A 24,934-nucleotide genomic window follows, 5' to 3' on the forward strand; every position below is an offset into this window, starting at 1 on the left:
AGAGACGACGGGACACGTGAGCGCACTCAACGAACTCACCCTCGCCGAGGCCCGCGACGGCCTCAAGGCGCGCAGCTTCTCCGCCCGCGAGCTGACGCAGGCCCATGTCGACGCGATCGCCGAGGCGCGGGCGCTGAACGCCTACCTCGTCGAGACGCCCGAGCGGGCGCTGGCGATGGCCGACGCCTCCGACGCCAGGCTCGCCGCCGGCGAGGGCGGCCCGCTGGAGGGCCTGCCGCTCGGCATCAAGGACCTGTTCTGCACCGAGGGCGTCGCCACCACCGCGGCCTCGAGGATCCTCGAGGGCTTCACGCCGCACTACGAGTCTCGCGTCTCGGAAAACCTCTGGCGCGACGGCGCCGTGATGCTCGGCAAGCTCAACCTCGACGAGTTCGCCATGGGCTCCTCGAACGAGACCAGCGCCTACGGCGACGTCATCTCGCCCTGGCGCCGCAACGGTTCCGACGCGGCGATCGTGCCCGGCGGCTCCTCGGGCGGCTCGGCGGCGGCGGTGGCCGCCCGCCTCTGCCTCGGCGCGACCGCCACCGACACCGGCGGCTCGATCCGCCAGCCCGCCGCCTTCACCGGCACGGTCGGCATCAAGCCGACCTACGGGCGCTGCTCCCGCTGGGGGATCGTGGCCTTCGCCTCCTCCCTCGACCAGGCGGGGCCGATCGCCCGCACCGTGCGCGACTCGGCGATCCTGCTCGGCTCCATGGCCGGCCACGACCCCCGCGACACCACGAGCGTCGACATCGCCGTGCCGGACTTCGAGGCCGCCGTCTCGCGGGGCGTGAAGGGGCTGACCATCGGCATCCCGCGCGAGTACCGGGTCGAGGGCATGCCTGCCGAGATCCAGGCCCTCTGGGACCGGGGCGCGGAGTGGCTGAAGGCGGCCGGCGCGACGATCCGGGAGATCTCGCTGCCGCACACCAAGCTCGCGCTGCCGGCCTACTACATCGTCGCCCCGGCCGAGGCCTCCTCGAACCTCGCCCGCTACGACGGCGTCCGCTACGGGCTGCGCGTGCCGGGTAAGGACATCGTCTCGATGTACGAGAACACCCGCGCCGCCGGCTTCGGCCGCGAGGTGAAGCGGCGCATCATGATCGGCACCTACGTGCTCTCAGCGGGCTACTACGACGCCTACTACGTGCGCGCGCAGAAGATCCGCACGCTGATCAAGCGCGACTTCGAGACCGCCTATGCCGAGGGCGTCGATGCGATCCTGACCCCCGCCACCCCGTCCGCCGCCTTCGGGATCGGCGAGAAGGCGAGCGCGGACCCCGTGGAGATGTACCTCAACGACGTCTTCACGGTGACGGTGAACATGGCGGGCCTGCCCGGCATCGCGATGCCCGCGGGGCTCGACGCGCAAGGGCTGCCGCTCGGCCTCCAGCTCATCGGCCGGCCCTTCGACGAGGAGACGCTCTTCGCCGCCGGCCAGGTCATCGAGGAGGCCGCCGGGGTGCTCGCGCGGCCGAAGGTGTGGTGGGCGTGAAGCCGTGATACCCCAGAACACGTCGGAATGGCTTGCTTGGGGAGGGGTAGCAGTTCCCCTCATAACTCTCGCCTTGTCCGCAATTGTATTTGTAGCGGGCTACTGGCGAAAAGGCTCTATATCAGAGCACGCGAGATTCTTTGAATTAATGACATATTTGGATGATCCGCACAGACCAATCGCAAGCAAGATGGCTGCCCTATACGAGTTACGCCGCTTCAAAAAGAAATCTGATTTCATTGTTCGATTCTGCGACCTCTTTCCTACACTCGTGAGCGGGACTTCAGCGACTCCTCTAATCAATGAGGCCCGCCACACAGCAGATCATCTCCGAAAGCACGCTCGATGAAGCGGTGGGTAGATAAGGCCGAAATTTAGTGACCGTTCCCGTCTACCCCTGGACCGTCTGGATCGTCGCCGCCCTCGATCCGATCCTGATCGGGCTCGCCCTCTACCTCGGCTACACGGCGAGCCAGTTCGGCAAGGTCTTCATCGCCGCGATCATCGCGCTCGCCGTCTCGGTGCTGGCCTCCTGGGCGATCACGGCGGTGGGCATCCCCTGGCCCGCCCCGATCAGCCACGACGGGCCGACCTTCTTCCCCGTCCGGCTCGTCGGCGCCTTTCTCTGGGCGCTCGTCGGCTACGGCGCCCGGCGGGTCCTCGCCCGCCGCGCTTGACCCTCGCTCCGGTCCCCACCTAACTCGGTCCGGACAACCGGCCGGACTCCAGGCGATCCCCAGGCGACCATGACCGCACCCGTGAACCCCAAGAAGCTCATCAAGGGCGGCCTGCACGACTGGGAGGTCGTGATCGGCATGGAGATCCACGCCCAGGTCACGAGCCGATCGAAGCTGTTCTCCGGCGCCGCCACCGCCTTCGGGGCCGAGCCCAACGCCCACGTCTCCCTCGTCGACGCGGCGATGCCCGGCATGCTGCCGGTCATCAACGAGGAGTGCGTCGCCCAGGCCGTGCGCACCGGCCTCGGGCTGAAGGCGCGGATCAACCTGCGCTCGGTGTTCGACCGGAAGAACTACTTCTACCCGGACCTGCCCCAGGGCTACCAGATCAGCCAGTACAAGGACCCGATCGTCGGCGAGGGCGAGGTGCTGGTCGACCTCCCCGAGGGCGAGAGCATCACGGTCGGCATCGAGCGCCTGCACCTCGAGCAGGACGCCGGCAAGTCGCTCCACGACCAGAGCCCGACCCAGAGCTTCGTCGACCTCAACCGCTCGGGCGTCGCGCTGATGGAGATCGTCTCGCGGCCGGATCTCCGCTCCTCGGAGGAGGCGCGGGCCTACGTGACGAAGCTGCGCACCATCCTGCGCTACCTCGGCACCTGCGACGGCGACATGGAGAAGGGGAACCTGCGCGCCGACGTCAACGTCTCCGTGCGCCGCCCGGGCGAACCGCTCGGCACCCGCTGCGAGATCAAGAACGTCAACTCGATCCGCTTCATCGGCCAGGCCATCGAGACCGAGGCGCGCCGCCAGATCGCGATCCTCGAGGATGGCGGCCGGATCGGCCAGGAGACGCGCCTGTTCGATCCGGGCAAGGGCGAGACCCGCTCCATGCGCTCCAAGGAGGAGGCGCACGACTACCGCTACTTCCCCGATCCGGACCTGCTGCCGCTGGAGTTCGATCAGGCCTTCGTGGACGGCCTCGCCGCCGGCCTGCCGGAGCTGCCCGACGCCAAGAAGGCCCGCTTCGTTTCCGATTTCGGCCTCTCGCCCTACGACGCGGGCGTGCTCGTCGCCGAGCGCGCCTCCGCCGACTACTACGAGGCGGTGGCCAAGGGACGCGACGGCAAGCTCGCCGCGAACTGGGTGATCAACGAGCTGTTCGGCCGCCTCAACAAGGAGGGCAAGGGCATCGAGGAGACCCCGGTCTCCGCGGCCCAGCTCGGCGCCATCGTCGACCTCATCGTCGAGGGCACCATCTCCGGCAAGATCGCCAAGGACCTCTTCGAGATCGTCTGGAGCGAAGGCGGCGACCCACGCGCCGTCGTCGAAGAGCGGGGGATGAAGCAGGTCACCGACACCGGCGCCATCGAGGCCGCCGTGGACGCGATCATCGCCGGCAATCCGGACAAGGTCGCCCAGGCGAAGGAGAAGCCGACCCTGCTCGGCTGGTTCGTCGGCCAGACCATGAAAGCCACCGGCGGCAAGGCCAACCCGGCCGCCGTCAACGCGCTCCTGAAGGCCAAGCTCGGCATCGAGTGAGGCCGGGCTCAGAGTCTCTCTATACCGGCTGATCCCCGTCGGCGCGGGCGGGAACCTCTCTCCTCGCTTGCGGGAGAGGGCCGCGCCTTCTCCCTCACCGCCGCTGCGGCTTCGCCTCCGCTTCCATAGGCACGATGAGGTGAAGTCAGGCCTCTCCCCGTGCGACGGGGAGAGGAGATCGCGCCGCGCGGCCCGATCCGATCAGCCGAAGACCGTGTGTGATGGCTGCACCGGCAAGCGTGCATGCGAGAGGGGCGCCCCCGGCCTCGAGCCGTGCACCTGCGGGTGAGGATCGCGATGTCTCGAGCCTCGCCAGGGCTTCTTCGCCCCGGCGGGACCGGGTTCGGACGCGGTTGAGGTGGGGCCTTCAGCGTGTTCGAAGGCGTGCCGTGTGATCGGCCGCTTCTGCGCCCCTGGAGCCGCTTCCGTCCGGTCGTCCGTCTGTGCGCCGCTGGGATCCGGGCCGAACCGTGCCGGGTCCGTCTATGCGGCCTTCCGCTCCGGTGGAGTCATTCCTGTCTCCTCCTGATGCATCGACGTGATGGGCGACAGCATTCGCTCTCGTCCTGCCGTTCTGTGCTTGCTCTCGCGAAGCACACCGAGAGACTGCGACCGTATTCGCGAGCCGTCAACAGGAAATTTTCCGTCTCGCTTGCCGAACGATGATTTCGAGCGCCCTTGGCGCGGCGCAAAACAATCATTCCAACGAGTTGGCGGCCCTTTCGCCGCGCCGCGAGATTTTCGCGGCGGCCTTTCAGGGGGCTTCCCGCTCCAGGATCTCGGTCTTCCCGAGGGGGCAGATGCCGTAACCGAACGGCTCGCCCCTTAACGAGCCGCGGACGCTCCCGCGAGTCGCTCGCGGAGCGAGGCGAGCCAGCCGCGGCCGCCCGCGCCCGAGGCGCCGACCGAGACCGTGCAGGTCATGCCCGCCACCAGGGTGACGCCCTCGGGCACCCGCTCGATGCGCACCCGCACCGGCACCCGCTGGGCGAGGCGCACCCAGGTGTAGACGGGATCGACCGAGGGCAGGCCCTGGGTGCTCGGGGTCGCGTTGGCGGTGGAGATGCCGAGCGTGATGCTCTCGACCCGGCCGCGAAGGGGGGCGGAGTAGCCCATCAGCGCCGCCTCGACCTCGGCGCCGACCTGAACATGGCCGAGCTTCGTCTCCTCGAAGTAGCCATCGATCCAGAAGGAATCCGTGTCGATGATCGCGATGTTGACGCTGCCCTTCGCGGCGTAGTCGCCGACCCGCAGGAGCAGATTCGTGACCCGTCCGTTCACGGGCGCCCGCACGGTCGCCCGGTCGAGATCGACCCTGGCCTGGCGCAGCCGCGCCTGGGCACTCTCCAGCGCGGCCTCGGCGATCCTGGCGGTGCCGGCGAACTGCTGCTTCTCCTCGATCGAGGTCGAGAGGGTGGTGAGCTGCTCGCGCCGCGCGGCCTGCGCCTGCTTCACCTGGAGATCGGCCTCGCGGTTCTTCACCTCCGCCTCGGCCAGGGCGACGGCGACCTCGTAGTCGACCGGATCGATCGCGTAGAGCAGATCGCCCTTCGCGACCTGCTGGTTGTCGCGCACGTTGAGCGTGACGATGCGGCCGGAGACCTCCGGGGCGATGCCCGCGACCTGCGCCCGCACCCGCCCGTCCCGCGTCCAGGGGGCGTGCACGTAGAAATCCCAGACGAAGGCCGCCGCCGCGAAGGCGAGCACGAGGATCGCCAGCGTCGCGAGGAGCCGGAGCAGGCGGCCGGCGCGGCGCTTGGCGCGAGGGTCGTTCGCAGTCTCGGAGGGCATCAGGTGAGGGCGATCACGAGGGCGAGGAGGCAGACGAACAGGCTCGCCTCGACGAGCGGCGGGTTCGCCACGTAGCGGGCGAGCGGCATCCGCGCGAACAGCATCCGCAGCAGCACCAGCCCCGCGAAGGCGAGGGCGGCGTAGGCCACGAAGGGCGAGAGCAGGACGCCGTCGATGTCGATGTCGCGGTGCATGTCCTCAGGCCGGCCTCGCGGCGAAGCGGCGCAGGAAGCGCCCGTGACGGCTGATAACACGCCCGGCGGCCGCGAGATCGGTCGCCGCCGTCGCGAGATCGAGGGCAGGGCCGGGCTCCGCCTCCCGCGCCCGGCGCAGGAGGCCGGCGGAGGCCTCGGCCATCGCCCCGGGGGAGGCCACGGCGAGGGCGGCCCGCGCCCGGTCCGCGGCGTCGCCGAAGCCGGCGGGGAGGCGGTCGAGGGCGGCATGGGTCCGGGTGGCGCAGGCTTCGAGATGCGCGAGCGCGAAGGCGAGCTCCAGGCGCCGGGCCTGCGCCGGGGCGCGGCCGGTGTTCCACTGGGCGAACTGGGCGAGACGGTCGCTGTTGAGGCTGGTGCGCGTCGTCGCGTCGCCGCCCTCCCCGGCGAGCGCCGAGCGCAGCGAGCCCCGCGCCGAGCCGAAGGCGAAGGCCCGCGCCTGGTGCGGCGTCACCGGCAGGACGAGGCGCACGGTGATCGCCAGGATCAGCGCCGCCACGATCACGAGCAGCGCGTTCGAGAGGAAGGCCTGAAGGTCGTAGCTCTGCGGGTTCGAGGGCCCGAGCAGCACGGGGAAGAACACGAGCAGGATGAACCCGACCCCGAAGGTCGGCGGGTGCAGGCTCAGGAAGCAGGCCAGGAACACCACCGGCGCGATGGCGATGGCGAGCAGCGGAAAGCCCTGCGCGCCGGCGAGCACCACGAACAGCACGAACCCGGCGCAGGCGGCGGAAAGGCTCATGCCGATGAGCACGCCGACGGCGAAGCGCTTCGGATCGGGGTTCAGGGCGGAGAGGGCGCCGGTCGCCGCCACCTGCACCAGGGCGAAGGTCGTCGCCGGCCAGCCCGTCGCCACGAAGAACGCGGCGCTGAGGCCGAAGGCGAGGGCGATCCGCGCGGCGGCCCGCAGCGCCACGGGGAAGTCGCGGTGCGTCGGGAGCCGGGCATCGCGGACCGGACGACGCCCGGTGGCCAGCGCGCGGGCCCCGTCCCGCACGTGGAAGGCGGCTGTCGCGAGGTCGAGGGCGCGGCGCAGGGCGAGCACCTCCGCGGGGTCGGGATCGGAGGCGTGGGTGGCGGCGTCGAAGAGCACACGCAGGCGGGCGAGACCGGGCTCGAACGCCTCCGGCTCGGCCGTGGGCACGAGGCGTGCGCAGATCGCGCGGGCCTCGGCGACCCGCTCGGAGCCGGGGGGCACGGCGGCGGCCGCGGCCGGAAAGGTCCGTGCCGCCGCGATCATCGCGTAGAGCCCGGCGAGGGCGCTGCGGGCGCCGGCCGCCCGCTGCGGCCCATCGTCGAGCTCCCCGGCGATGGCGGAGGCGTCCGCGCGCATCGGCGCGACGAGGCGGATCATGGCGAGCGCCCGGACCGGGCCGGGATCGCCCCGCTCCACCGCCTCGACGGCGAAGGCGGAGACCGTCGCGACCGCCTCGTCGAGCGTCCGCCGCAGGGCCTGCCAGGTGCTCGGCGAGGCGAGCGCGTCGTTGATGAAGGTGATCGCCGCGATGCCGACCGTGATCGCCGCGACGCGGGCGAGCGCGGCGTCGAAGGCCTGCTGCGGCGCGTCGAGATGGGCGATGGCAATGATCGCGACCGTGTAGCCCGAGAGCATCGCGCCATAGGCGCGGGTGTCCTGAAGGTAGTTCGCGGCGAACACGCACAGGCTCAGCCAGGCGGTGAAGCCGACGAGCATCAGCACCCGGTCCTGCCCGAAGGCCGCCACGAGGACGATCGAGACGGCGCCGCCGATCAGCGTGCCGAGGAAGCGGTAGAGCGCCTTCGAGAGCGCCTGCCCGCGCTTGGGCTGGGCGAGGATCGCCACGCAGACCATCGCCGAGCCGGCGCTGTCGAGCTGGAGCCAGAACGCCGCGTAGAGGGCCAGCACCATCGCGAGCCAGATGCGCGCCGCGAAGGCCCAGGCCGAGGGCGGCGGCACCACCCGCTCGGCGAGGTCGAGGGCGCGGTCGAGCCGCGTCCCGACGGCCTCAGACATCGCCGGTGGGACGGGTGGCCGGATCGAGGGCCTGCGCCGCGTCGCGCGCCCTGCCGGCGACCCGCGCCTGCCAGAGGCAGAGCAGGGGCGTGACCACGAGCTCCATGCCGAGGGCGGCAAGCATCGTCGCGGAGGGCAGGCCCGTCAGCCACAGGCCGAGGAGCCGGGCGAGGCCGCCGAGCACCACGACGAGGGTGAGGAACCGGAACAGGCGCGCCTTGGTCTCAATCCCCGGCACGCAGGACCAGAACAACAGGCCGATGCCGGTGAGCAGCCCCGAGAGGTAGCGGAAATGGCTGTCGGCGGAGACGTCGGCGACGCCGGCCGAGAGGCCGTTGGCGCCGAACAGCACCCCGTAGAGCCCGGCCAGCACCGGCACCAGCCCGGCCACCGCCACCACCCGCTGCAGCAGGCGGCGCTCGCCCTCCATGGCGGCCGGCGCGCTCAGGCCCGTTGCTCCTTCAGGCGCTTCACGCACTTGCTCATGTATTGCGGCCAGCGCGGCCCCTGGGCGGTCTTCTCCGCGGCGGAAAGCGCCCGCCACTCGACCCCGCACTTCTTCTGCCGCTCGCGGCCGGCGAGCTGCCCGACCGTCGGCTCCTTGGCGCCCGCGCCTTGCGCGGCGGCCGGAAGCGGCAGGGCGACGGCGAGCGCCAGGAAGGCCGCCGAGATGGCCGCCGGGACGATGCGTGCGGGCATGTAAGAATCCGGTCGCGTGGTTCACCCGATGAGCCGGGCCCCCCATCTCAGCGGCAAGGCGGTTCCGCGGCAAGGGGTTGCGAGCCCCGCCCGCACGCTACCCACGGCTTCCGCACGGGAACCAAGCTTGAGCGGAGAGGGTAAAACGGCTTAGCTGGCAGCCGCGCCGACGACAGCCCGAAGGGCGGCGCGGCCGATCCGGCAGGAGCCAGACCCCCGGGAACGGGACAGAGGAGCGGGACATGGCGGCCGTCACCGGCAAACCGATCGACGTCCACACCTGGAGCACGCCGAACGGCTGGAAGGTGCCGATCATGCTGGAGGAGTGCGGCATCCCCTACCGCATCGTGCCGGTCAACATCGGCCGGGGCGACCAGATGGCGTCGGACTTCCTCAAGATCTCGCCGAACAACAAGATCCCCGCCATCGTCGACTACGACGGGCCGGGTGGCGCGCCGATCAGCGTCTTCGAATCGGGGGCGATCCTGCAGTATCTCGGCCGCAAGAGCGGCTGCCACTACCCGAGCGAGGAGCGCGCCCGCACTCTCGTCGACCAGTGGCTGTTCTGGCAGGTCGGGGGCCTTGGGCCGATGCTCGGGCAGGCCCACCATTTCCGCATCTACGCGCAGGAGAAGATCCCCTACGCGATCGAGCGCTTCACCACGGAGGCGGACCGCCTCTACCGGGTGCTCGACACAAGGCTCGGCGAGGCGGAGTACCTGGCCGGCGACTACTCCATCGCCGACATGGCCTGCGTGACCTGGGCGAAGTTCCACGAGAAGCAGGGCATCGACCTCGCCGCCCTGCCGAACGTCGCCCGCTGGCTGAAGGCGGTGCTCGCCCGCCCCGCTGTGCAGCGGGGCCTCGCCGCGATCTGAGAGCCTGCTCCTCGGCGGCCTACTCTTCGGCGGCCTTGACGGGCTTGCCCGCGACCTTCGGCTTCGCCGCGTCCTTGGCGGCCTCCGGGGCCGCCGCCGCCTGCTGGTTCACGTCGGGCACGCGGGTCCAGGTCTGCGAGCCGCACAGCACCTTGAGCAGGCAGCCTGACACGGACAGCTCCGAGGCGCTCTCGCGCTCCAGGCTGACCTGATAGATCTTGCCTTCCTCGATGTTGTAGATGTCGCCGGAGAACTTCTGCTCGTCCGGCTTCAACCCCTCGATGAGCGGCAGGCCCATCACCGGGCGGGTGCGCTTCTTCGGGTCGGGGTTCTTGATGTCGGTGCGCGGGGCACCGGCATCGGTGTTGGGCACCTTCAGCCACACCACCTTGCCGCAGACATGGGCCTGGGAGGGCCCGCAGCGGTCGATGCGGATCTTGGCGCGGCCGTCCTCCGTGAGCCAGGTGCCGGACGGATCCTTGCCGACCTCGGCAAGAGCCGCGGGGACATGGGCGGCGGTGGCGAGGCCGGCAAGCGCGAGCGCGGCGAGAAGCGGGCGGGACGCGGGCATGGACAGATCTCCGTGGTGGCGGGGTCGTCTGCCCTGGAGTGAAGTGTCGCATTCGGGCGATTTTTCGGCGGTGTTGCGCCGGAGCCATGGCCACGCTTCCCGCCGATGGCCGGAGAAGTCGGGTTGAGGGGCGGTGAGGGCAGGGCTATAAGCCCGGCGCCGTTGCGGAAATCCCGCCCGCGACACCACCATCACAGACGGAAACCGGACGGACCATGGCCACCGAGCGCACCTTCTCCATCCTCAAGCCCGACGCCACGAAGCGGAACCTCACCGGCGCGGTGAACGCCGTGATCGAGGAGGCGGGCCTGCGCATCGTCGGCCAGCGCCGCATCCAGATGAGCCGCGCCCAGGCGGAAAAGTTCTACGAGGTCCACAAGGAGCGCCCCTTCTTCGGCGAGCTCGTGGAGTTCATGACCTCCGGCCCCGTGGTCGTGCAGGTGCTCGAGGGCGAGAACGCCGTGGCGAAGTACCGCGAGGTGATGGGCGCCACCAACCCGGCCCAGGCCGCCGAGGGCACGATCCGCAAGCGCTTCGCCCAGTCGGTCGGCGAGAACACCGTGCACGGCTCCGACTCCGCCGAGAACGCCGCGATCGAGATCGCCCAGTTCTTCGGCGAGGGCGACATCGCCGGCTGATCCCGGGTGGCGCGCGGGGCACACCCGCGCGCCGTCTTTCTCGGTACTCTCCCGCAAACCCTCGCTGTGGCGGAGGCGCCCTTGACGGAGCGCTCTCGGGAGGAGTCCAACGGCCCCCGGTCCATCGGGACCTCACGCCACCGGACTCGAACACCCCGCCATGACGACGCGCCGCCTCCCCACGCTGATCGCCGCCGGCCTCCTCGCCCTCGGCGCGACCGCCGCCCTCGCCGCCGGCTCCTCCGCGCCCTTCGAGCAATACCAGCCCGACCCGGCGCTGCGCACCGCGCCGAAGGCGAACCTCGAGAGCCGCGTCCGCCACGCCTGCACGGTCATCCAGGCCCGCATGACCAGCGCTCCCGAGGCCTCCCTTGAGCGGCCCTGCGGCTGCTACGCCAGGCAGACCCTGCGCAGCCTCGACGAGAGCGAGATCGAGGCCTACCGCACCACCGGCTACTTCAACGACTCCGCCCGCGCCAAGGCGCTCTCGGCGCTCGATTCCTGCAAGCTCCAGCGCCCGGTCTGAGGCAGACCGCATCGATCGGCGAGAGCGCCCCGGCCCGGTGGAGACCGCGCCGGGGCGCTCTCGTTTCATGCCGCTTCCGTACGGGAGCGGGTGGTGCAAAGGGTTGCTGTCCCCGACCGCGTGACTGGGTTCATGCATTGGCCGGGACGCGCGCCTCCCTCCACCCTCTGCGGGGGAGGGTCCCTCGCGTAGGCGAGGGTGGAGGGAGCCCGCGACTCCCGCGACATCCCGAAAACCGTTTCAGAGGCTGAGCAGGGCGCCGCCCGCGTCGCGTGCCGCCTCCGCGAGGATCACCCGGCCGCCCTCGAGGCGGGCCCGGCCGGAGGCGATCATCGCCAGCGCCGCCGGGTAGAGCCGGTGCTCCTGCACCAGCACCCGGGCGGCGAGCGCGTCGGCGTCGTCGCCGGGCAGCACGGGCACCGCCGCCTGGGCGACGATCGGCCCGGCATCGAGCTCCGGCACCACGTAGTGGACGCTGCACCCGTGCACGCGCACGCCCGCGGCGAGCGCCTGCTCGTGGGTGTGCGTGCCCCGGAACAGGGGCAGCAGGGAGGGATGGATGTTGATCATCCGCCCGGCCCAGGCCTCCACGAAGCCCGGCGTCAGGATGCGCATGAAGCCCGCGAGCACCACGAGCTCGATGCCGGCCTCCCGCAGAGCGCCGTCGAGGGCGGCGTCGAAGGAGCCACGGTCCGGGTAGGCCCGGTGGTCGAGGGCGAGCGTCGGGATGCGCTGCCCGGCGGCGTAGGCGAGGCCCGCGGCCTCCGGACGGTTCGAGAGCACCAGGGCGATCTCGGCGGGATAGTCCGCAGCCTTGGCCGCCTCGACCAGGACGGTCATGTTCGAGCCGCGGCCCGAGATCAGGACCGCGGTGCGGGTCCGGCTCATGCGAGCGCGAGGCGGCCGGAGAAGGTCACGGGCTCGGGGCCCCGCTCGGTGACGCGGCCGATGGCGACCGGCCGCTCGCCGGCTTTCTCGAGAGCCGCGCGCACGGCGTCGGCCCGGTCGGCGGCGGCGATCACGACCATGCCGATGCCGCAGTTGAAGGTGCGCAGCATCTCGCGCTCGGCGACCCCGCCCGTCGCCGCGAGCCAGCCGAACACCGGCGGCGGCGCCACGGCGTCGAGGTCCATGGCGATGCCGAGATGCCCCGGCAGCACGCGGGGCAGGTTGTCGGGAAAGCCGCCGCCGGTGATGTGCGCGAGCGCCCTTATGCCGTCGGTCTCCTTCAGCGCAGCGAGCAGCGGCTTCACGTAGATGCGGGTCGGCTCGAGCAGCGCCTCGCCGAGGCTGCTTCCAGGCGCGAAGGGGGCGGGCGCGTCGTAGGGGAGCCCGCTGGCAACGACGATGCGGCGGACCAGCGAGTAGCCGTTCGAGTGGACGCCGGAGGAGGGGAGCCCGAGCACCACATCGCCCGCGGCCAGCTCCTCGCGGGGCAGCAGCGTGCCGCGCTCGGCGGCGCCCACCGCGAAACCCGCGAGGTCGTAATCCTCGCCCGAGTAGAGGCCGGGCATCTCGGCGGTCTCACCGCCGATCAGCGCGCAGCCGGCCCGGCGGCAGCCCTCGGCGATGCCGCGCACGATGTCGGCGCCGATGCCCGGCACGAGGCGGCCGGTGGCGAGGTAGTCGAGGAAGAACAGGGGCTCGGCGCCCTGGACGATGATGTCGTTCACGCACATCGCCACGAGATCGATGCCGATGGTGTCGTGGCGGCCGGTGTCGATGGCGATCTTCACCTTGGTGCCGACGCCGTCGTTGGCGGCCACCAGGATCGGGTCTGAGAAGCCCGCGGCCTTGAGATCGAACAGGCCGCCGAAGCCGCCGATCTCCGCGTCGGCGCCGGGGCGGCGGGTGGCGCGCACCAGCGGCTTGATCGCCTCGACCATGGCGTTGCCGGCGTCGATGTCGACGCCCGCCCCCGCGTAGGTCATGCCCTTGTCGTTCTCGGCCGCCATGCCCGCAAACCTGTCCCGTCTCGTTCGGCCGGTCTCTATCGGCTTCGGAGCGCCAGCGCGAGTCGGGCACGGGCGGCGCGCCCTTGATCGGGCGGGGCTTCGCACCCAAGGTCGCGCCCGATCGAAGCGGGGGCGGCGCGGATGCGGGGCAGGGTGATCATCGGGACCGGGGCGCTGGTGCTGTTCGTGGCGCTCCTCTACCTGCTGCGCGACGTGCTGATGCCGTTCATCGCCGGCTTCATCCTCGCCTATCTCCTCGACCCGCTCGCCGACCGGCTGGAGCGCCTCGGCCTCGGGCGGCTGGCGGCGAGCCTGGTGATCCTGGCGCTCGCCGTGGCGGTGCTGGTGGTGACGCTGCTGATCCTGGCCCCCGTCGCCGTCAAGCAGATCGCGGGGCTCGCCGCGGCGCTTCCGGGAACCGTCCAGCGGCTCCAGGCCATCCTCGCCGAGCACGCCGGCCCGCTCCTCCAGAAGGTCGGCGGCGCCGACGTGCTCTCCGACCTGCAATCCTCGGTCGGCACCCTCGCCGCGCAGGGCGGCTCCTGGCTGATGACCTTCCTGGCCTCGCTCTGGACCGGCAGCCAGGCGCTGGTCTCGATCGTCTCGCTCCTCGTGGTGACGCCGGTGGTGGCCTTTTACATCCTCGTCGACTGGGACCGGATGATCGCCAAGCTCGACGGCTGGACGCCACCCCGGCACCGCCCGGTGGTGCGCCGCCTCGGCCACGAGATCGACGGCGCGGTGACGGGCTTCATCCGGGGCCAGACCCTGGTCTGCCTGATCCTCGGCACCTTCTACGCCGTGGGCCTGTGGGCGGTGGGGCTGAACTTCGGCGTGCTGATCGGCATGATCGCGGGGCTGCTCACCTTCATCCCCTATGTCGGCACGCTCACCGGCTTCCTACTCTCGGTCGGCGTCGCCGTGGTGCAGTTCTGGCCGGGCTCCGACTGGCTGCATATCGGGCTCACGGTCGGGGTGTTTCTGGTCGGGCAGTTCTTCGAGGGCAACATTCTCTCCCCGAAGCTCGTCGGCGACTCGGTCGGCCTGCACCCGGTCTGGCTGATGTTCGCGCTGCTCGCGGCGGGCTCGCTGTTCGGCTTCGCGGGGCTCTTGCTCGCCGTGCCGGTGGCCGCCTCCCTCGGGGTCGTCGCCCGCTTCGGCATCGAGCGCTACCTGAGCAGCCGGCTCTACCACGACGGCCAGCCCGTGCTGCTGCCCGAGGAGGTGCGGCGCATCGAGCCCTGATAGACCCTCGACCGATCGACCCTTGACCCGCGGCGCGCAGCCGGATTCTGTCTGCGCCCCATGCTGCCCCCGACGCGCGACACCATCCCTCGACAGCTCGCCTTCGAGCTGCCCCTCGACCCCCGCTACGGCCGCGAGGACTTCCTCGTCAGCCCGGCGAACGAGGCGGCCTACGCGCTCGTGGAATCCTGGCCGCGCTGGCCCGACACTGTGACCGTGCTCACCGGGCCGCCCGGCAGCGGCAAGAGCCATCTCGCCTCGATCTGGGCGAGCCGGGCCCACGCCTGGACAGTCTCGGCCAGCGAGATCGGTAAAGGGCAGGTGCCCCATCTGATCTCGAACGGCGCCCTGGTGGTCGAGGACGTCGACCGGCCCGAGGGGCGCGACGAGGCCGCCCTGTTCCACCTTCTCAACCTCGCCCGCGAGCGCCGCTGCCCGGTGCTGGTGACGAGCGGGCGCCCGGTCGACGCCATCGGGCTCACGACGCCGGATCTGCGCTCGCGCCTGCGCCTCGCCCCCGGCGCCGCCATCGAGCCGCCGGACGAGGCCCTGCTGCGGGCGGTGCTCGTGAAGCTGTTCGTGGACCGCCAGCTCGTCGTGGATCTGCGGGTCGTCGACGCCCTGGCGCTGCGCATCGACCGCTCCATCGGCCGGGCCCGCGAGATCGTGACCGCCCTCGATCGCGACGCCCTCAGCCGGGGCCGGCGCATCACCAAGCCCCTCGTCCTCGAGGTGCTCGCGCGGCTCGGCCTCGCCGGCGACGAGGACGAGAGCGAGGACGGGCCGGGGAACAGCTGAGCCCCGCCGACCGTCATCAAACTGTCAAACGCCGAGGTCGGGTGTCATGGTAAGGGCCGCCCGAACGGCGGCTTCGAGACGGGCGAGGGAGCAGAATCTTGGCGGAGATGGACACGGCCGGCCACGATCGCGAGCATGCCGGGACGACGGAGCGCGCCGAGGAGGCCGCGGCCGAGACGCCCCCCGCCCGCGCCGCCGCCCCGGCGGGTCGCGCTCCGGCCAAGCGCCGCACCGTTCGCCGCCCGGCCGCCCGCCCGGTGCGGACCGCCGCCCGCGAGGCCGCGACCCGGAACGCGCCGGAGGTCGACCCCACGGTGGCCGAAGCCGCGGGCGACGAGTGGCCGCCGGCCTCCGAGCCGCACCCGGCGGAGGCTCATGAGGAGGCCTCCCGCAACAGCGTGCTGGAGGCGGGCCGAGCGCTCCGCCACTCCCCCGAGCGCTTCGTGAACCGCGAGCTGTCCTGGCTCCAGTTCAACCGCCGGGTGATGGAGGAGGCGGAGAACGCGCGACATCCGCTCCTGGAGCGCCTGCGTTTCCTCTCGATCTCGGCCAACAATCTCGACGAGTTCTTCATGGTCCGCGTCGCGGGCCTGCACGACCAGGTCAGGGCCGGGCTGACGCTGCCCTCTCAGGACGGGCTCAGCCCCACCGAGCAGCTCGCGCGGATCGGCGCCGAGGTCTCGCGTCTCGCCGAGGACCAGCAGGCCCGCTGGCGGGCCCTGCGGGAGGAGTTGCACGGGGTCGACATCGATCTCGTGGAGCCCGGCGAGCTCGCCCCGGAGCATTCGGCCTGGCTGGAGGAGTACTTCCTCTCCAACGTGCTGCCGGTGCTGACGCCGCTCGCCATCGACCCGGCCCATCCGTTCCCCTTCATCCCCAACCTCGGCACCACGATCGCCCTGATGCTGGTGCGCCCCCGCGACGGGCGGGTGCTGCGCGCCCTGATCCGCCTGCCGGCGATCATCGATCGCTTCGTGCGCCTGCCGGATCTCGCCGGCGATCCGGTGGCGCGCTTCATCGCCATCGAGCAGGTCATCGTCGCCTTCACCGGGCGGCTGTTTCCCGGCTACCTCGTGAAGGGGCAGGGCGCCTTCCGGGTCATCCGCGACTCCGACCTCGAGATCGAGGAGGAGGCGGAAGACCTCGTCCTGCACTTCGAGACGGCGCTCAAGCAGCGCCGCCGGGGCATCGTGATCCGCCTGGAGATCGAGGCCGGCACGCCGGAGGACCTGCGCGCCTTCGTCGCCGACGAGCTGGAGATCGGCGCCGACGCGGTGTTCCTCGTCGAGGGCATGCTGGCGCTGAACGAACTCTCGCAGATCGTCGGGATCGACCGGCCCGACCTCAAGTTCAAGCCCTACAACCCGCGCTTCCCCGAGCGCATCCGCGAGAGCGGCGGCGACGTCTTCGCGGCGATCCGGCAGAAGGACTTCATCGTCCACCACCCCTACGAGTCCTTCGACTCGGTGGTGCAGTTCCTCGCCCAGGCCGCCCGCGACCCGAACGTGGTGGCGATCAAGCAGACCCTCTACCGCACCTCCTCGAACTCGCCGATCGTCGCGGCGCTGGCCGAGGCCGCGGAGGCGGGCAAGTCCGTGACCGCGCTCGTCGAGCTGAAGGCCCGCTTCGACGAGGAGGCCAACATCCGCTGGGCGCGCAACCTCGAGAAGGCCGGCGCCCAGGTGGTGTTCGGCTTCGTCGAGCTGAAGACCCACGCCAAGCTGTCGATGGTGGTGCGGCGCGAGGGCGAGCGGCTCGTCACCTACTGCCATATCGGCACCGGCAACTATCACCCGATCACCGCGCGCATCTACACGGACCTGTCCTTCTTCACCGCCGACCCGGCGGTCGGGCGGGACGTGAGCCGCATCTTCAACTTCATCACCGGCTACGCCGAGCCCGCCGAGCTGGAGCGCATGGCGGTCTCGCCGCTGACCCTCAAGCCGAAGCTCCTCGAGCACATCGAGGCCGAGGCCGCCCACGCCAAGGCGGGGCGTCCGGCGGCGATCTGGATCAAGTGCAACTCCCTCGTCGACGCGCAGATCATCGACGCGCTCTACGACGCCTCCCAGGCCGGGGTGCAGATCGACTGCGTGGTGCGCGGCATCTGCTGCCTGCGGCCCGGCATCCCCGGTCTCTCCGAGACGATCCGGGTGAAGTCGATCGTCGGCCGCTTCCTGGAGCACGGGCGCATCTACGCCTTCGGCAACGGCGTCGGTCTGCCGCACCCGCGCTCGATCGTCTACATCTCCTCGGCCGACCTCATGCAGCGCAACCTCGACCGGCGCGTCGAGGCGCTGCTGCCCATCGTCAATCCGACTGTGCACCAGCAGGTGCTCGACCAGATCATGCTGGCGAACCTCCTCGACAACCGGCAGAGCTGGCGTGTACTCGCTTCCGGCGCGAGCGAGCGGATCCACCCCGCCGAGGGCGAGGAGCCGTTCAACGCGCACAAGTACTTCATGACGAACCCGAGCCTCTCGGGCCGGGGCAAGTCGTCGAAGAAGTCGAGTCCGCGCGCCCTCAGCCGCCGGGCGCAGCGTCCGTGAGCGGACGCCCCCGGCGCAAGGCGCGGGCCCGGCCCACGCCCCCTCCCGCCCGGCTCCGGTGCCGGGCGCGTCCGACGCAAGGAAGCGCCCTTGGCACCCCATAGCGCCAGCCTGACGCTCGCCCATTCTGCGGACAGCCCCCGGCGCGGCCGGCCGGCCCCCGTCGCGATCATCGACATCGGCTCGAACTCGGTCCGCCTCGTCGCCTACGACTCCCTCTCGCGGGCGCCGACGCCGGTCTACAACGAGAAGGTCCTGTGCGGGCTCGGCCGCAACGTGCTGAGCACGGGCCGGCTCGCCGAGGAGGCGGTACGCAAGGCGCTCGCCGCGCTCACGCGCTTCCGGGTGCTGTGCGGGATCATGAACGTCTCGCGCCTGACCGTGCTCGCCACGGCGGCCGCGCGGGACGCCGAGAACGGGCCGGCCTTCATCGCCGCGGCCGAGGAGGCCTGCGGCACGCGCATCGAGCTGCTGTCGGGCCGGCGGGAGGCCGAGCTCTCGGCGATGGGCGTCGTGTCCGGCTTCCATGCCCCGGACGGGGTGGTGGGCGACCTCGGCGGCGGCTCCCTGGAGCTCGTCGACGTGCGCGGCGCGGTGATCGGCCAGGGCGTGACCATGCCGCTCGGCGGCCTCGCCCTGCAGGACCTCTCCGGCGGCTCCGTCAAGAAGGCCGTCAAGATCGCCCGCGAGAACCTCAAGAAGGCCGAGCCGCAGCTCGAGACCCTGCGCGGGCGGACCTTCTACGCCGTCGGGGGCACCTGGCGGGCCATCGCCCGGCTGCACCAGGCCGCGCGCAACTACCCGATCCACGTCATGCACGGCTACAGCGTCGAGCCGAGCGACGAGCTGAACTTCCTCAACGTCGTCGAGACCGTCGACGCCGCGCTCCTGCAGGACGTCGAGGCGGTCTCCGAGGCGCGCCGGCCGCTGCTCGCCTACGGGGCCGTGGTGCTGGAGGAGATCATCCGGCTCGGCCGCCCGCGGGAGGTGGCGATCTCGGCCTCCGGGGTGCGCGAGGGCCTGCTCTTCGAGCTGCTCGACCGGGAGACCCGCGCCCTCGACCCGCTGATCGTCGCGGCGGGCGAGCTCAACACGCTGCGCGCCCGCTCACCGGGCCACGCGACGGAGCTGATCGACTGGACGGACCGGTTCGTGGCGAGCCTCGACGGGCCGGAGACCGCCGACGAGCGCCGCCTGCGCCACGCCGCCTGCCTGCTCTCCGACATCGGCTGGCGGGCGCATCCGGACTACCGGGGCGACCAGAGCGTCAACATCATCACCAACGCGGCCTTCGTCGGCGTCGACCATCCGGGCCGGGCCTATCTCGCGCTCGCCGTGTACTTCCGCCACGAGGGCGTGGCGCCGGAGAAGGCGAGCCCGATGCTGCGGAGCCTCGCGGGACCGCGCCTGTTCGAGCGGGCGCGCCTCCTCGGCGCGCTCCTGCGCGTCGCCTATCCCGTCTCGGCGGGCATGGCCGGCACCCTGGAGCGGATGCCGGTGCTGGCCGGCGACGGCAAGGTCGTGCTGCGGGTGCCCCCCGAGTGGCAGGGGCTCGCAGGGGACCGCCTGCTCGGGCGCGTGCGCGGCCTCGGCCGGGTCATCGGCCTCGACGGGCGCGTCGAGATCGCCTGAGGCCCGGGCGGCTTCCCGCTAAAGGATCGATCAGCGGTGCGACCCTCTCCCGCGGGACGGGAGAGGGGACAAGTCCGCGTCCGACGCGCTCAGGCGCTGCCGAGCTCCGGCAGCGCCTGGCAGGACTGCGCCTCCACCACCGCCGCGGCGGTGACGTTGACGATGCCGCGGGCCGTGACCGAGGGCGTCAGGATGTGTGCGGGCCGCGCCGGGCCGATCAGCAGCGGTCCGACCGGCAGCGCGTCGGCCAGCACCTTGGCGAACTGGAAGGCGATGTTGGCCGCGTCGAGGTTCGGGAAGACCAGCACGTTCGCCGCCCCCTTCAGGCGCGAGCCCGGCAGCACCCGGTCGCGCACCAGCTCCACCAGGGCGGTGTCGGCCTGCATCTCGCCGTCGACCTGAAGCTCCGGCGCGCGGGCCGCGATCAGCTCCAGCGCCGAGCGCATCTTGCGCGCCGAGGCCGAATCCGACTGCCCGAAATCCGAGTGGCTGAGGAGCGCGATCTTCGGGGTCAGCCCGAAGCGGGTGACGTGCTCGGCGCAGGCCACCGCCACGTCGGCGATCTCGGCGGCCGTGGGATCCTGGCGGACATGGGTGTCGGCGAGGAAGAAGGCGCCCTTCTTGGTGACGATCAGGCTCATCGCGGCGCACTCGCCGACGCCCGGCGCCAGCCCGATCACGTCGCGGATGATGCGCAGGCGCGTCTCGAAGCGCCCCTCCAGGCCGCAGACCAGGGCGTCGGCCTCGCCCCGGCGCACGGCGAGCGCGCCGATCACGGTGCTGTTGGTGCGCACCAGCGTGCGCGCGGCCTCCGGCGTGATGCCCCGGCGCCCGGCGACCTCGAGATAGGTCTGGACGTAGGCGCGGTAGCGCGGATCGTCCTCGGGATCGATCAGGTCGAAATCCTGGCCCATGCGCAGCGACAGGCCGAAGCGCTTCAAGCGCACCTCGACGACGCGGGGGCGACCGACCAGGATCGGCCGGGCGACGCCCTCCTCGACCACGACCTGCGCGGCGCGCAGCACGCGCTCGTCCTCGCCCTCGGCGTAGATGACCCGCTTCGGGTTCTCCTTGGCCTTGGTGAAGAGCGGCTTCATGACGAAGCCGGAACGGTGGACGAAGCGGTCGAGGCTCTCGGCGTAGGCCTCTATGTCGGGCACCGGGCGGCCGGCGACGCCGGACTCCATGGCGGCCTTGGCCACCGCCGGGGCGATCCGCAGGATCAGGCGCGGGTCGAAGGGGCTCGGGATCAGGGAGTTCGGGCCGAAGGGCCGGGCCTCGCCGCCATAGGCGCGGGCGACCACGTCGGAGGGCGTTTCGCGGGCGAGCGCAGCGATGGCCTTCACCGCCGCGATCTTCATCGCCTCGTTGATCGAGGTGGCGCCGACGTCGAGCGCGCCGCGGAAGATGTAGGGGAAGCAGAGGACGTTGTTGACCTGGTTGGGGAAGTCTGAGCGGCCGGTGCAGATCATCGCGTCCGGACGCTTCGCCTGCGCGAGGTCGGGCATGATCTCGGGATAGGGGTTGGCGAGCGCCATGATCAGCGGCTTGTCGGCCATCGTCTCGAGGTACTCGGGCTTGAGCACCCCGCCCGCCGAGAGGCCGATGAACACGTCGGCGCCGGGGATGACCTCGGCGAGCGTGCGGGCCTGCGTCTCCTGCGCGTAGACCGACTTCCAGCGGTCCATCAGCTCCGTGCGGCCGGCATAGACCACACCCTTGATGTCGGTGACGGTGATGTTCTCCCGCCGAGCGCCGAGCGAGACGAGGATGTTGAGGCAGGCGATCGCCGCCGCGCCCGCGCCCGAGGTGACGATCCGCGCATCCGCCAGCGCCTTGCCGGCGAGCTCGAGCCCGTTCAGGACGGCGGCGGCGACGATGATCGCGGTGCCGTGCTGGTCGTCGTGAAAGACGGGGATGTTCATCCGCGCCCGGCACTGCTCCTCGACCTCGAAGCACTCCGGCGCCTTAATGTCCTCGAGGTTGATGCCGCCGAAGGTCGGCTCGAGCGCGCAGACCACGTCGACGAGGCGCGCCACGTCGTGCTCGGCCACCTCGACGTCGAACACGTCGATGCCGGCGAACTTCTTGAAGAGGACCGCCTTGCCCTCCATCACGGGCTTGGCCGCGAGCGGGCCGATGTCGCCGAGGCCGAGCACGGCGGTGCCGTTGGTGAGCACGGCGACGAGGTTCTGGCGGATGGTGAGGGTGGCGGCCTCCTGCGGGTCGTCGTGGATCGCCATGCAGGCGGCGGCGACGCCCGGGGAGTAGGCGAGGGCCAGGTCGCGCTGGTTGCCGAGCGGCTTGGTGGCCTGGATCTCCAGCTTTCCGGGCTTGGGCAGCCGGTGATAGACGAGGGCGCCGGACTTGAGATCCTCGGACATGTTGTCGGCCATGGCCTCTCCCTTTCCCGGCTGCTCTCGCGCCGCCCGGCGCGCGCCCATCCTGTGCCCGCGCCCGCTGCGGGAGGGCGCTCGATGAGGGCTCTGTTGCACCGGCTTCGGAGCGGGCGCAACCCGCACAACGAGACCCGGATTCACCTCGAAAAGCTCGTCCGGCGATACGGATTCTCCATCGGCGCCTACTCCTACGGGCGCCCGAAGGTCCGCTTTCCCGATTCCGGGAGGCGGCTGACGATCGGCCGCTATTGTTCCATCGCCGACAAGGTCGAGATCCTGCTCGGCGGCGACCATCGGCTCGACTGGGTGTCGACCTACCCCTTCGCGGCCATGCGCGGGCTCTGGCCCGAGGCCGAGGCGCCGGCCGACTACCACGCGAGCCGAGGGGACGTGGCGATCGGGCACGATGTCTGGCTCGGCTCGGGCTGCATGATCCTGTCGGGCGTCACGGTGGGCCACGGCGCGGTCGTCGCCGCCCGCGCCGTCGTCACCCGCGACGTGCCGCCCTATGCGGTCGTGGCCGGCAATCCTGCCCGGATCGTGCGCCACCGCTTCGAGCCGGCGCAGGTCGAGCGGCTGCTGGCCTGCGCCTGGTGGGACCTGCCCCACGCGGAGGTCGCCCGGCTGGTGCCGCTCCTCCAGAGCGGGCAGGTGGAGGCGCTGGCCGAGCGCGCCGTTGCGGCGCGGGCCTGAATCCCCTACGGCCCCGGGAACGATCGAAGGTTCGAGCCCATGACCGACCCCCTTGCGACGACCACCGCCGACACGCCGCCGGACCGCCTCGCGGTGAACCCGTCGAGCCCCTACTACGACGAGCGGGCGCTGGAGCGCGGCGTCGGCGTGCGCTTCAAGGGCGTCGAGAAGACCAATGTCGAGGAGTACTGCGTCAGCGAGGGCTGGGTGCGGCTCTCCGCCGGCAAGACCCTCGACCGGGCCGGCAACCCCATGACCGTGAAGCTGAAGGGCACCGTGGAGCCCTATTTCCGCGACCTCTCCGGCACCTGATCCGGAGAGGGCCCTCGGGCCTCCGCCGCCGCGAGGTCGCGGAGCGCACCCCGTACCAGCGCGGCGATCCCCGCCCGGCCGCGGGAGCCGTCGATGACGAGGCTGGTGCCGACTTCCGGATGCGTGCGCCGCTGGCGCGGGCGGCGGGCATGGTTCGAGAGCCGCAGGGTCCGCGCCCCGCCCGGGCGCCTCAGGTAGAGGCTGTCGCCGCGCTCGTTGATCGCGGTCACGCCGAGCCCTTCCGCCTCCAGCAGGGCGCGGGCCAGGGCGAGCGCCTCGCGCGGGGGGAGGGGGCCCGCTTCCGTCACGGCCCTGCGGGCTCGATGGTGCGGAGCGTCCGCCGGCCGAGCGTGCGCGCCTTGAGGCGGAGCGCCGGCCGCTCGACGGCGTACCAGGACAGGGCCGCGACCATCAGCGCCAGAACCAGCGAGGGCGCCAGCAGCGCGGCGCCGGACGTGCCTGGGTAGAGCGCGTGCAGGCTCTGCTGGATCGGCCATCCGTAGAGATAGACCCCGTAGGAGAGATCGGCCTTCGGGTCGAGGAGCGGCCGGGCCAGCGCCGGGGCGAAGCCGAGCGCCACCCCGCCGTAGGCCTCCGCCGCGAAGAGCCCGGTGCGGTAGAGCGGCGTCCCGTGCAGGAGCGCGCAGAGGGCGATGAGCCCCGCGGCCAGCGGCAGCGACAGGCGCACCTGGGACCGGTTGAGGTAGAACGCGGCGCCGATCGCGAAGATCAGCGGCAGGCGCAGGGCCGTCTCCAGGCCCTTCGGCAGGTCGGCGCGCGTGGCATCGAGCGCCAGCAAGGCCAGGGCGAGGACGAGCGCGAGACCCGCGACGGCGCGCGGCCGGCGCAACAATCCGAGAAAGCCCGCCGCCAGAACGCCGAGATAGCAGAGCACCTCGTATTTCAGGGTCCAGACCGTCCCGAGCGGGCTCGGATAGGGGTTCTGCGCGAAGACGCCGGGCAAGCTGGCGTTGCTCTTGAAGGTGGTCAGCGTGTTGAGCACGAACCGCCAGGTGCCGGGCTCGCTCACGTAGGTTCCGGCCGGCAGCGCCGTCATCGCGGTGCCGAGGCCGAAGGTGACGAGGAGGGTGGCCGCCGCCAGCCCCGGCAGGATGCGCAGCGTGCGCGCGACGACGTAGTCGCGGGCGCCGCGCCGGTCGAGGCTCATGGTCACGAGGAAGCCGGAGACGGCGAAGAAGCCGTTCACCGCGTGCTCGCCGAGGGTGAAGCCGGTCGCCCGCGTCAGGGGCTCGTCGAGGAGGCCGCCCGTCGCGACGCTGAAGGCGTGGGAGACGACTACCATCACGGCGAGGACGAGGCGCAGGCCGGTGAAGGCGTTGCGCGGACGCGCCATCGCGTCCGCGACGGTCTCGCCGCGAAGGAAGGCGGGCAGGGCGATCACGGGGCCGGGGTCTCCGCCAATCCCTCGCGGGCCAGCGCGCTGAGGCCCCGCAAGGCCGCCAACGCACCCATCGCCGAGCCGCCGTAGCGCTCGAGACCGGCGCGCCGCAGCACCAGCGCCGAGAGCGCCGCCTTGGCGGCGTTGGCGGCGAGCCCCGGCCACGGGTTCTCGGTGATCCCGTACTTGCGGCCGACATAGGCCCGCGACCAGGCGAGATGCCAGCGGGCCCGGAACACCCGGCCCGGCTCCGGCGCCGAGGAGCGGCCGCGCCCGTGCAGCGCCTGCGCCCCGTGGACGTGGACGAGGCTGCGCCCGGCCTCGATCACCCGCCGGCAGAGGTCGTCGTCCTCGTAGAACAGGAAGATTTTTTCGTCGAAGCCGCCGAGCGCCAGGAAGAGATCGCGGGGCGCCAGCAGGCACGCGCCGGAGAGGAAGGGCGCGCAGGCGTCGCCCTCGGGCAGGTCCCGCCGGCCGAGCCTGTTGTGGAGGTAGGGCGCGAGCAGCGAGCGCGGCTGATAGAAGAAGCGCCCGTCCGGTTCCGTGATGCGCGGGGCGAGCAGGCCCGCGTCCGGGTAGGCTCGCACCGCCGCCGTCAGCGCCGCAACGGCGCCGGGCCGCAGGGTCACGTCGGGATTGAGGATCAGGACGTGGCTGGCCTCGGTGGCCGCGCGCACGCCGATGTTGTTGGCCCGCCCGTAGCCCTCGTTGCGGGGGTTTCGGATCACCCGTGCTCCGGCCGCCTCAGCCACGGCGGCGGAGGCGTCGCGGCTGGCGTTGTCGACGACGATCGCCGGAACACCCTCGTCGGCGAGCGCCGCGAGGCAGGCGGGGAGGGCGCCCGCGCTGTCATGGGCGACGACGACGGCGGTGAGGGAAAGGGTCGACGGCATCGGCTCCCGCGCGGCGTCCCTCCCCCCTCTGTGG

The 24,934-nt window shown here is 71.8% G+C and carries 24 protein-coding genes; 12 read left to right on the plus strand and 12 right to left on the minus strand.

What is annotated here, in order from left to right; genetic code table 11:
• Positions 1-16: 16 nt before the first annotated feature.
• The 3 genes from gatA (at position 17) to gatB (ending at position 3,717) form a co-directional block, all read left to right on the plus strand.
• Complete coding sequence (gene gatA / locus MFF04_RS15570; protein WP_238277100.1) at positions 17-1,498, plus strand: Asp-tRNA(Asn)/Glu-tRNA(Gln) amidotransferase subunit GatA; 1,482 nt, start codon at positions 17-19, stop codon at positions 1,496-1,498.
• A gap of 377 nt (positions 1,499-1,875) precedes the next feature.
• A complete protein-coding gene (locus MFF04_RS15575; protein ID WP_238277101.1) occupies positions 1,876-2,175 on the plus strand; it encodes a hypothetical protein in 300 nt (99 codons plus the stop codon).
• 69 nt (positions 2,176-2,244) lie between these two features.
• Positions 2,245-3,717: an Asp-tRNA(Asn)/Glu-tRNA(Gln) amidotransferase subunit GatB gene (gene gatB / locus MFF04_RS15580; RefSeq protein WP_238277102.1), complete on the plus strand. Its 1,473-nt coding sequence runs from the start codon at positions 2,245-2,247 to the stop codon at positions 3,715-3,717.
• Between the two features lie 825 nt (positions 3,718-4,542).
• On the opposite strand, the gene MFF04_RS15585 is transcribed toward gatB, so the two are convergent.
• Genes MFF04_RS15585 through MFF04_RS15605 form a run of 5 tightly spaced genes read right to left on the minus strand, consistent with a single transcriptional unit; the run spans position 4,543 to position 8,412 of the window.
• Positions 4,543-5,508, minus strand: a complete 966-nt coding sequence (locus MFF04_RS15585) for an efflux RND transporter periplasmic adaptor subunit (RefSeq protein WP_238277103.1) — start codon at positions 5,506-5,508, stop codon at positions 4,543-4,545.
• Positions 5,508-5,702, minus strand: coding sequence for a DUF1656 domain-containing protein (locus tag MFF04_RS15590; protein ID WP_238277104.1), 195 nt, complete (start codon positions 5,700-5,702; stop codon positions 5,508-5,510). Before MFF04_RS15590 ends, MFF04_RS15585 begins: the two co-directional genes overlap by 1 nt.
• Before the next feature lie 4 nt (positions 5,703-5,706).
• The gene (locus tag MFF04_RS15595) at positions 5,707-7,713 is read right to left on the minus strand and encodes an FUSC family protein (protein ID WP_238277105.1); all 2,007 of its coding nucleotides are present in this window, start codon (positions 7,711-7,713) and stop codon (positions 5,707-5,709) included.
• Positions 7,706-8,143, minus strand: coding sequence for a DUF4345 domain-containing protein (locus MFF04_RS15600; protein WP_238277106.1), 438 nt, complete (start codon positions 8,141-8,143; stop codon positions 7,706-7,708). The genes MFF04_RS15595 and MFF04_RS15600 overlap by 8 nt, the downstream gene beginning before the upstream one ends.
• Before the next feature lie 14 nt (positions 8,144-8,157).
• Positions 8,158-8,412, minus strand: a complete 255-nt coding sequence (locus tag MFF04_RS15605; protein WP_238277107.1) for a hypothetical protein — start codon at positions 8,410-8,412, stop codon at positions 8,158-8,160.
• Positions 8,413-8,654: 242 nt separating this feature from the next.
• Between MFF04_RS15605 and MFF04_RS15610 the strand changes: the two genes are divergently transcribed.
• Positions 8,655-9,290, plus strand: coding sequence for a glutathione S-transferase N-terminal domain-containing protein (locus tag MFF04_RS15610; protein WP_238277109.1), 636 nt, complete (start codon positions 8,655-8,657; stop codon positions 9,288-9,290).
• A gap of 19 nt (positions 9,291-9,309) precedes the next feature.
• On the opposite strand, the gene MFF04_RS15615 is transcribed toward MFF04_RS15610, so the two are convergent.
• Entirely contained in the window at positions 9,310-9,861 is a 552-nt protein-coding gene (locus MFF04_RS15615; protein ID WP_238277110.1) for a DUF2147 domain-containing protein, read from the minus strand.
• 215 nt (positions 9,862-10,076) lie between these two features.
• On the opposite strand from MFF04_RS15615, the gene ndk reads away from it, so the two are divergent.
• Both ndk and MFF04_RS15625 read left to right on the plus strand, forming a co-directional pair.
• Positions 10,077-10,499, plus strand: a complete 423-nt coding sequence (gene ndk, locus MFF04_RS15620) for a nucleoside-diphosphate kinase (protein ID WP_238277111.1) — start codon at positions 10,077-10,079, stop codon at positions 10,497-10,499.
• 160 nt (positions 10,500-10,659) lie between these two features.
• Positions 10,660-11,025 carry a hypothetical protein gene (locus MFF04_RS15625; RefSeq protein WP_238277112.1) on the plus strand — a complete coding sequence of 122 codons (366 nt, stop codon included), beginning with the start codon at positions 10,660-10,662 and terminating at the stop codon, positions 11,023-11,025.
• A 240-nt stretch (positions 11,026-11,265) separates the two neighbouring features.
• On the opposite strand, the gene purN is transcribed toward MFF04_RS15625, so the two are convergent.
• Both purN and purM read right to left on the minus strand, forming a co-directional pair.
• Positions 11,266-11,913 carry a phosphoribosylglycinamide formyltransferase gene (purN, locus tag MFF04_RS15630; RefSeq protein ID WP_238277113.1) on the minus strand — a complete coding sequence of 216 codons (648 nt, stop codon included), beginning with the start codon at positions 11,911-11,913 and terminating at the stop codon, positions 11,266-11,268.
• A complete protein-coding gene (gene purM / locus MFF04_RS15635) occupies positions 11,910-12,980 on the minus strand; it encodes a phosphoribosylformylglycinamidine cyclo-ligase (protein ID WP_238277114.1) in 1,071 nt (356 codons plus the stop codon). Before purM ends, purN begins: the two co-directional genes overlap by 4 nt.
• A gap of 141 nt (positions 12,981-13,121) precedes the next feature.
• Between purM and MFF04_RS15640 the strand changes: the two genes are divergently transcribed.
• The 4 genes from MFF04_RS15640 (at position 13,122) to ppx (ending at position 19,204) form a co-directional block, all read left to right on the plus strand.
• On the plus strand, positions 13,122-14,225 hold the full coding sequence (locus tag MFF04_RS15640; RefSeq protein ID WP_238277115.1) for an AI-2E family transporter: 1,104 nt from the start codon (positions 13,122-13,124) through the stop codon (positions 14,223-14,225).
• 60 nt (positions 14,226-14,285) lie between these two features.
• Positions 14,286-15,023: a P-loop NTPase family protein gene (locus MFF04_RS15645; RefSeq protein ID WP_238277116.1), complete on the plus strand. Its 738-nt coding sequence runs from the start codon at positions 14,286-14,288 to the stop codon at positions 15,021-15,023.
• A gap of 107 nt (positions 15,024-15,130) precedes the next feature.
• Positions 15,131-17,572, plus strand: a complete 2,442-nt coding sequence (locus MFF04_RS15650) for an RNA degradosome polyphosphate kinase (RefSeq protein WP_238277134.1) — start codon at positions 15,131-15,133, stop codon at positions 17,570-17,572.
• Positions 17,573-17,683: 111 nt separating this feature from the next.
• A complete protein-coding gene (ppx, locus tag MFF04_RS15655) occupies positions 17,684-19,204 on the plus strand; it encodes an exopolyphosphatase (protein WP_238277136.1) in 1,521 nt (506 codons plus the stop codon).
• An 89-nt stretch (positions 19,205-19,293) separates the two neighbouring features.
• On the opposite strand, the gene MFF04_RS15660 is transcribed toward ppx, so the two are convergent.
• On the minus strand, positions 19,294-21,600 hold the full coding sequence (locus MFF04_RS15660; protein ID WP_238277117.1) for an NADP-dependent malic enzyme: 2,307 nt from the start codon (positions 21,598-21,600) through the stop codon (positions 19,294-19,296).
• A gap of 81 nt (positions 21,601-21,681) precedes the next feature.
• On the opposite strand from MFF04_RS15660, the gene MFF04_RS15665 reads away from it, so the two are divergent.
• Positions 21,682-22,296, plus strand: a complete 615-nt coding sequence (locus tag MFF04_RS15665; RefSeq protein ID WP_238277119.1) for a CatB-related O-acetyltransferase — start codon at positions 21,682-21,684, stop codon at positions 22,294-22,296.
• Positions 22,297-22,335: 39 nt separating this feature from the next.
• On the plus strand, positions 22,336-22,608 hold the full coding sequence (locus MFF04_RS15670) for a DUF3297 family protein (protein WP_238277121.1): 273 nt from the start codon (positions 22,336-22,338) through the stop codon (positions 22,606-22,608).
• Here MFF04_RS15670 and MFF04_RS15675 read toward each other — a convergent pair.
• From MFF04_RS15675 to MFF04_RS15685, 3 genes are read right to left on the minus strand one after another with little or no spacing between them, the layout of a single operon-like run.
• The gene (locus MFF04_RS15675; protein ID WP_238277123.1) at positions 22,581-22,916 is read right to left on the minus strand and encodes a hypothetical protein; all 336 of its coding nucleotides are present in this window, start codon (positions 22,914-22,916) and stop codon (positions 22,581-22,583) included. The genes MFF04_RS15670 and MFF04_RS15675 overlap by 28 nt on opposite strands.
• Complete coding sequence (locus MFF04_RS15680; RefSeq protein WP_238277138.1) at positions 22,913-23,962, minus strand: acyltransferase family protein; 1,050 nt, start codon at positions 23,960-23,962, stop codon at positions 22,913-22,915. The genes MFF04_RS15675 and MFF04_RS15680 overlap by 4 nt, the downstream gene beginning before the upstream one ends.
• Positions 23,963-24,006: 44 nt before the next feature.
• On the minus strand, positions 24,007-24,900 hold the full coding sequence (locus MFF04_RS15685) for a glycosyltransferase family 2 protein (RefSeq protein ID WP_238277125.1): 894 nt from the start codon (positions 24,898-24,900) through the stop codon (positions 24,007-24,009).
• Positions 24,901-24,934 lie beyond the last annotated feature (34 nt).

The organism is Methylobacterium jeotgali (assembly GCF_022179345.1).
Classification (GTDB): Bacteria; Pseudomonadota; Alphaproteobacteria; order Rhizobiales; family Beijerinckiaceae; genus Methylobacterium; species Methylobacterium jeotgali.

What these genes read in the sequence shown, in the direction of transcription:
- MFF04_RS15660 (WP_238277117.1), bottom strand. Translation starts at nt 21,600, where the DNA reads ATGGCCGACAACATGTCCGAGGATCTCAAGTCCGGCGCCCTCGTCTAT.
- MFF04_RS15595 (WP_238277105.1), bottom strand. Translation starts at nt 7,713, where the DNA reads ATGTCTGAGGCCGTCGGGACGCGGCTCGACCGCGCCCTCGACCTCGCC.
- purN (WP_238277113.1), bottom strand. Translation starts at nt 11,913, where the DNA reads ATGAGCCGGACCCGCACCGCGGTCCTGATCTCGGGCCGCGGCTCGAAC.
- MFF04_RS15625 (WP_238277112.1), top strand. Translation starts at nt 10,660, where the DNA reads ATGACGACGCGCCGCCTCCCCACGCTGATCGCCGCCGGCCTCCTCGCC.
- MFF04_RS15645 (WP_238277116.1), top strand. Translation starts at nt 14,286, where the DNA reads ATGCTGCCCCCGACGCGCGACACCATCCCTCGACAGCTCGCCTTCGAG.
- MFF04_RS15605 (WP_238277107.1), bottom strand. Translation starts at nt 8,412, where the DNA reads ATGCCCGCACGCATCGTCCCGGCGGCCATCTCGGCGGCCTTCCTGGCG.
- MFF04_RS15665 (WP_238277119.1), top strand. Translation starts at nt 21,682, where the DNA reads ATGAGGGCTCTGTTGCACCGGCTTCGGAGCGGGCGCAACCCGCACAAC.
- MFF04_RS15640 (WP_238277115.1), top strand. Translation starts at nt 13,122, where the DNA reads ATGCGGGGCAGGGTGATCATCGGGACCGGGGCGCTGGTGCTGTTCGTG.
- MFF04_RS15610 (WP_238277109.1), top strand. Translation starts at nt 8,655, where the DNA reads ATGGCGGCCGTCACCGGCAAACCGATCGACGTCCACACCTGGAGCACG.
- purM (WP_238277114.1), bottom strand. Translation starts at nt 12,980, where the DNA reads ATGGCGGCCGAGAACGACAAGGGCATGACCTACGCGGGGGCGGGCGTC.
- gatB (WP_238277102.1), top strand. Translation starts at nt 2,245, where the DNA reads ATGACCGCACCCGTGAACCCCAAGAAGCTCATCAAGGGCGGCCTGCAC.
- MFF04_RS15600 (WP_238277106.1), bottom strand. Translation starts at nt 8,143, where the DNA reads ATGGAGGGCGAGCGCCGCCTGCTGCAGCGGGTGGTGGCGGTGGCCGGG.
- MFF04_RS15685 (WP_238277125.1), bottom strand. Translation starts at nt 24,900, where the DNA reads ATGCCGTCGACCCTTTCCCTCACCGCCGTCGTCGTCGCCCATGACAGC.
- MFF04_RS15585 (WP_238277103.1), bottom strand. Translation starts at nt 5,508, where the DNA reads ATGCCCTCCGAGACTGCGAACGACCCTCGCGCCAAGCGCCGCGCCGGC.
- MFF04_RS15680 (WP_238277138.1), bottom strand. Translation starts at nt 23,962, where the DNA reads ATGGCGCGTCCGCGCAACGCCTTCACCGGCCTGCGCCTCGTCCTCGCC.
- ndk (WP_238277111.1), top strand. Translation starts at nt 10,077, where the DNA reads ATGGCCACCGAGCGCACCTTCTCCATCCTCAAGCCCGACGCCACGAAG.
- MFF04_RS15670 (WP_238277121.1), top strand. Translation starts at nt 22,336, where the DNA reads ATGACCGACCCCCTTGCGACGACCACCGCCGACACGCCGCCGGACCGC.
- MFF04_RS15650 (WP_238277134.1), top strand. Translation starts at nt 15,131, where the DNA reads ATGGACACGGCCGGCCACGATCGCGAGCATGCCGGGACGACGGAGCGC.
- MFF04_RS15590 (WP_238277104.1), bottom strand. Translation starts at nt 5,702, where the DNA reads ATGCACCGCGACATCGACATCGACGGCGTCCTGCTCTCGCCCTTCGTG.
- MFF04_RS15615 (WP_238277110.1), bottom strand. Translation starts at nt 9,861, where the DNA reads ATGCCCGCGTCCCGCCCGCTTCTCGCCGCGCTCGCGCTTGCCGGCCTC.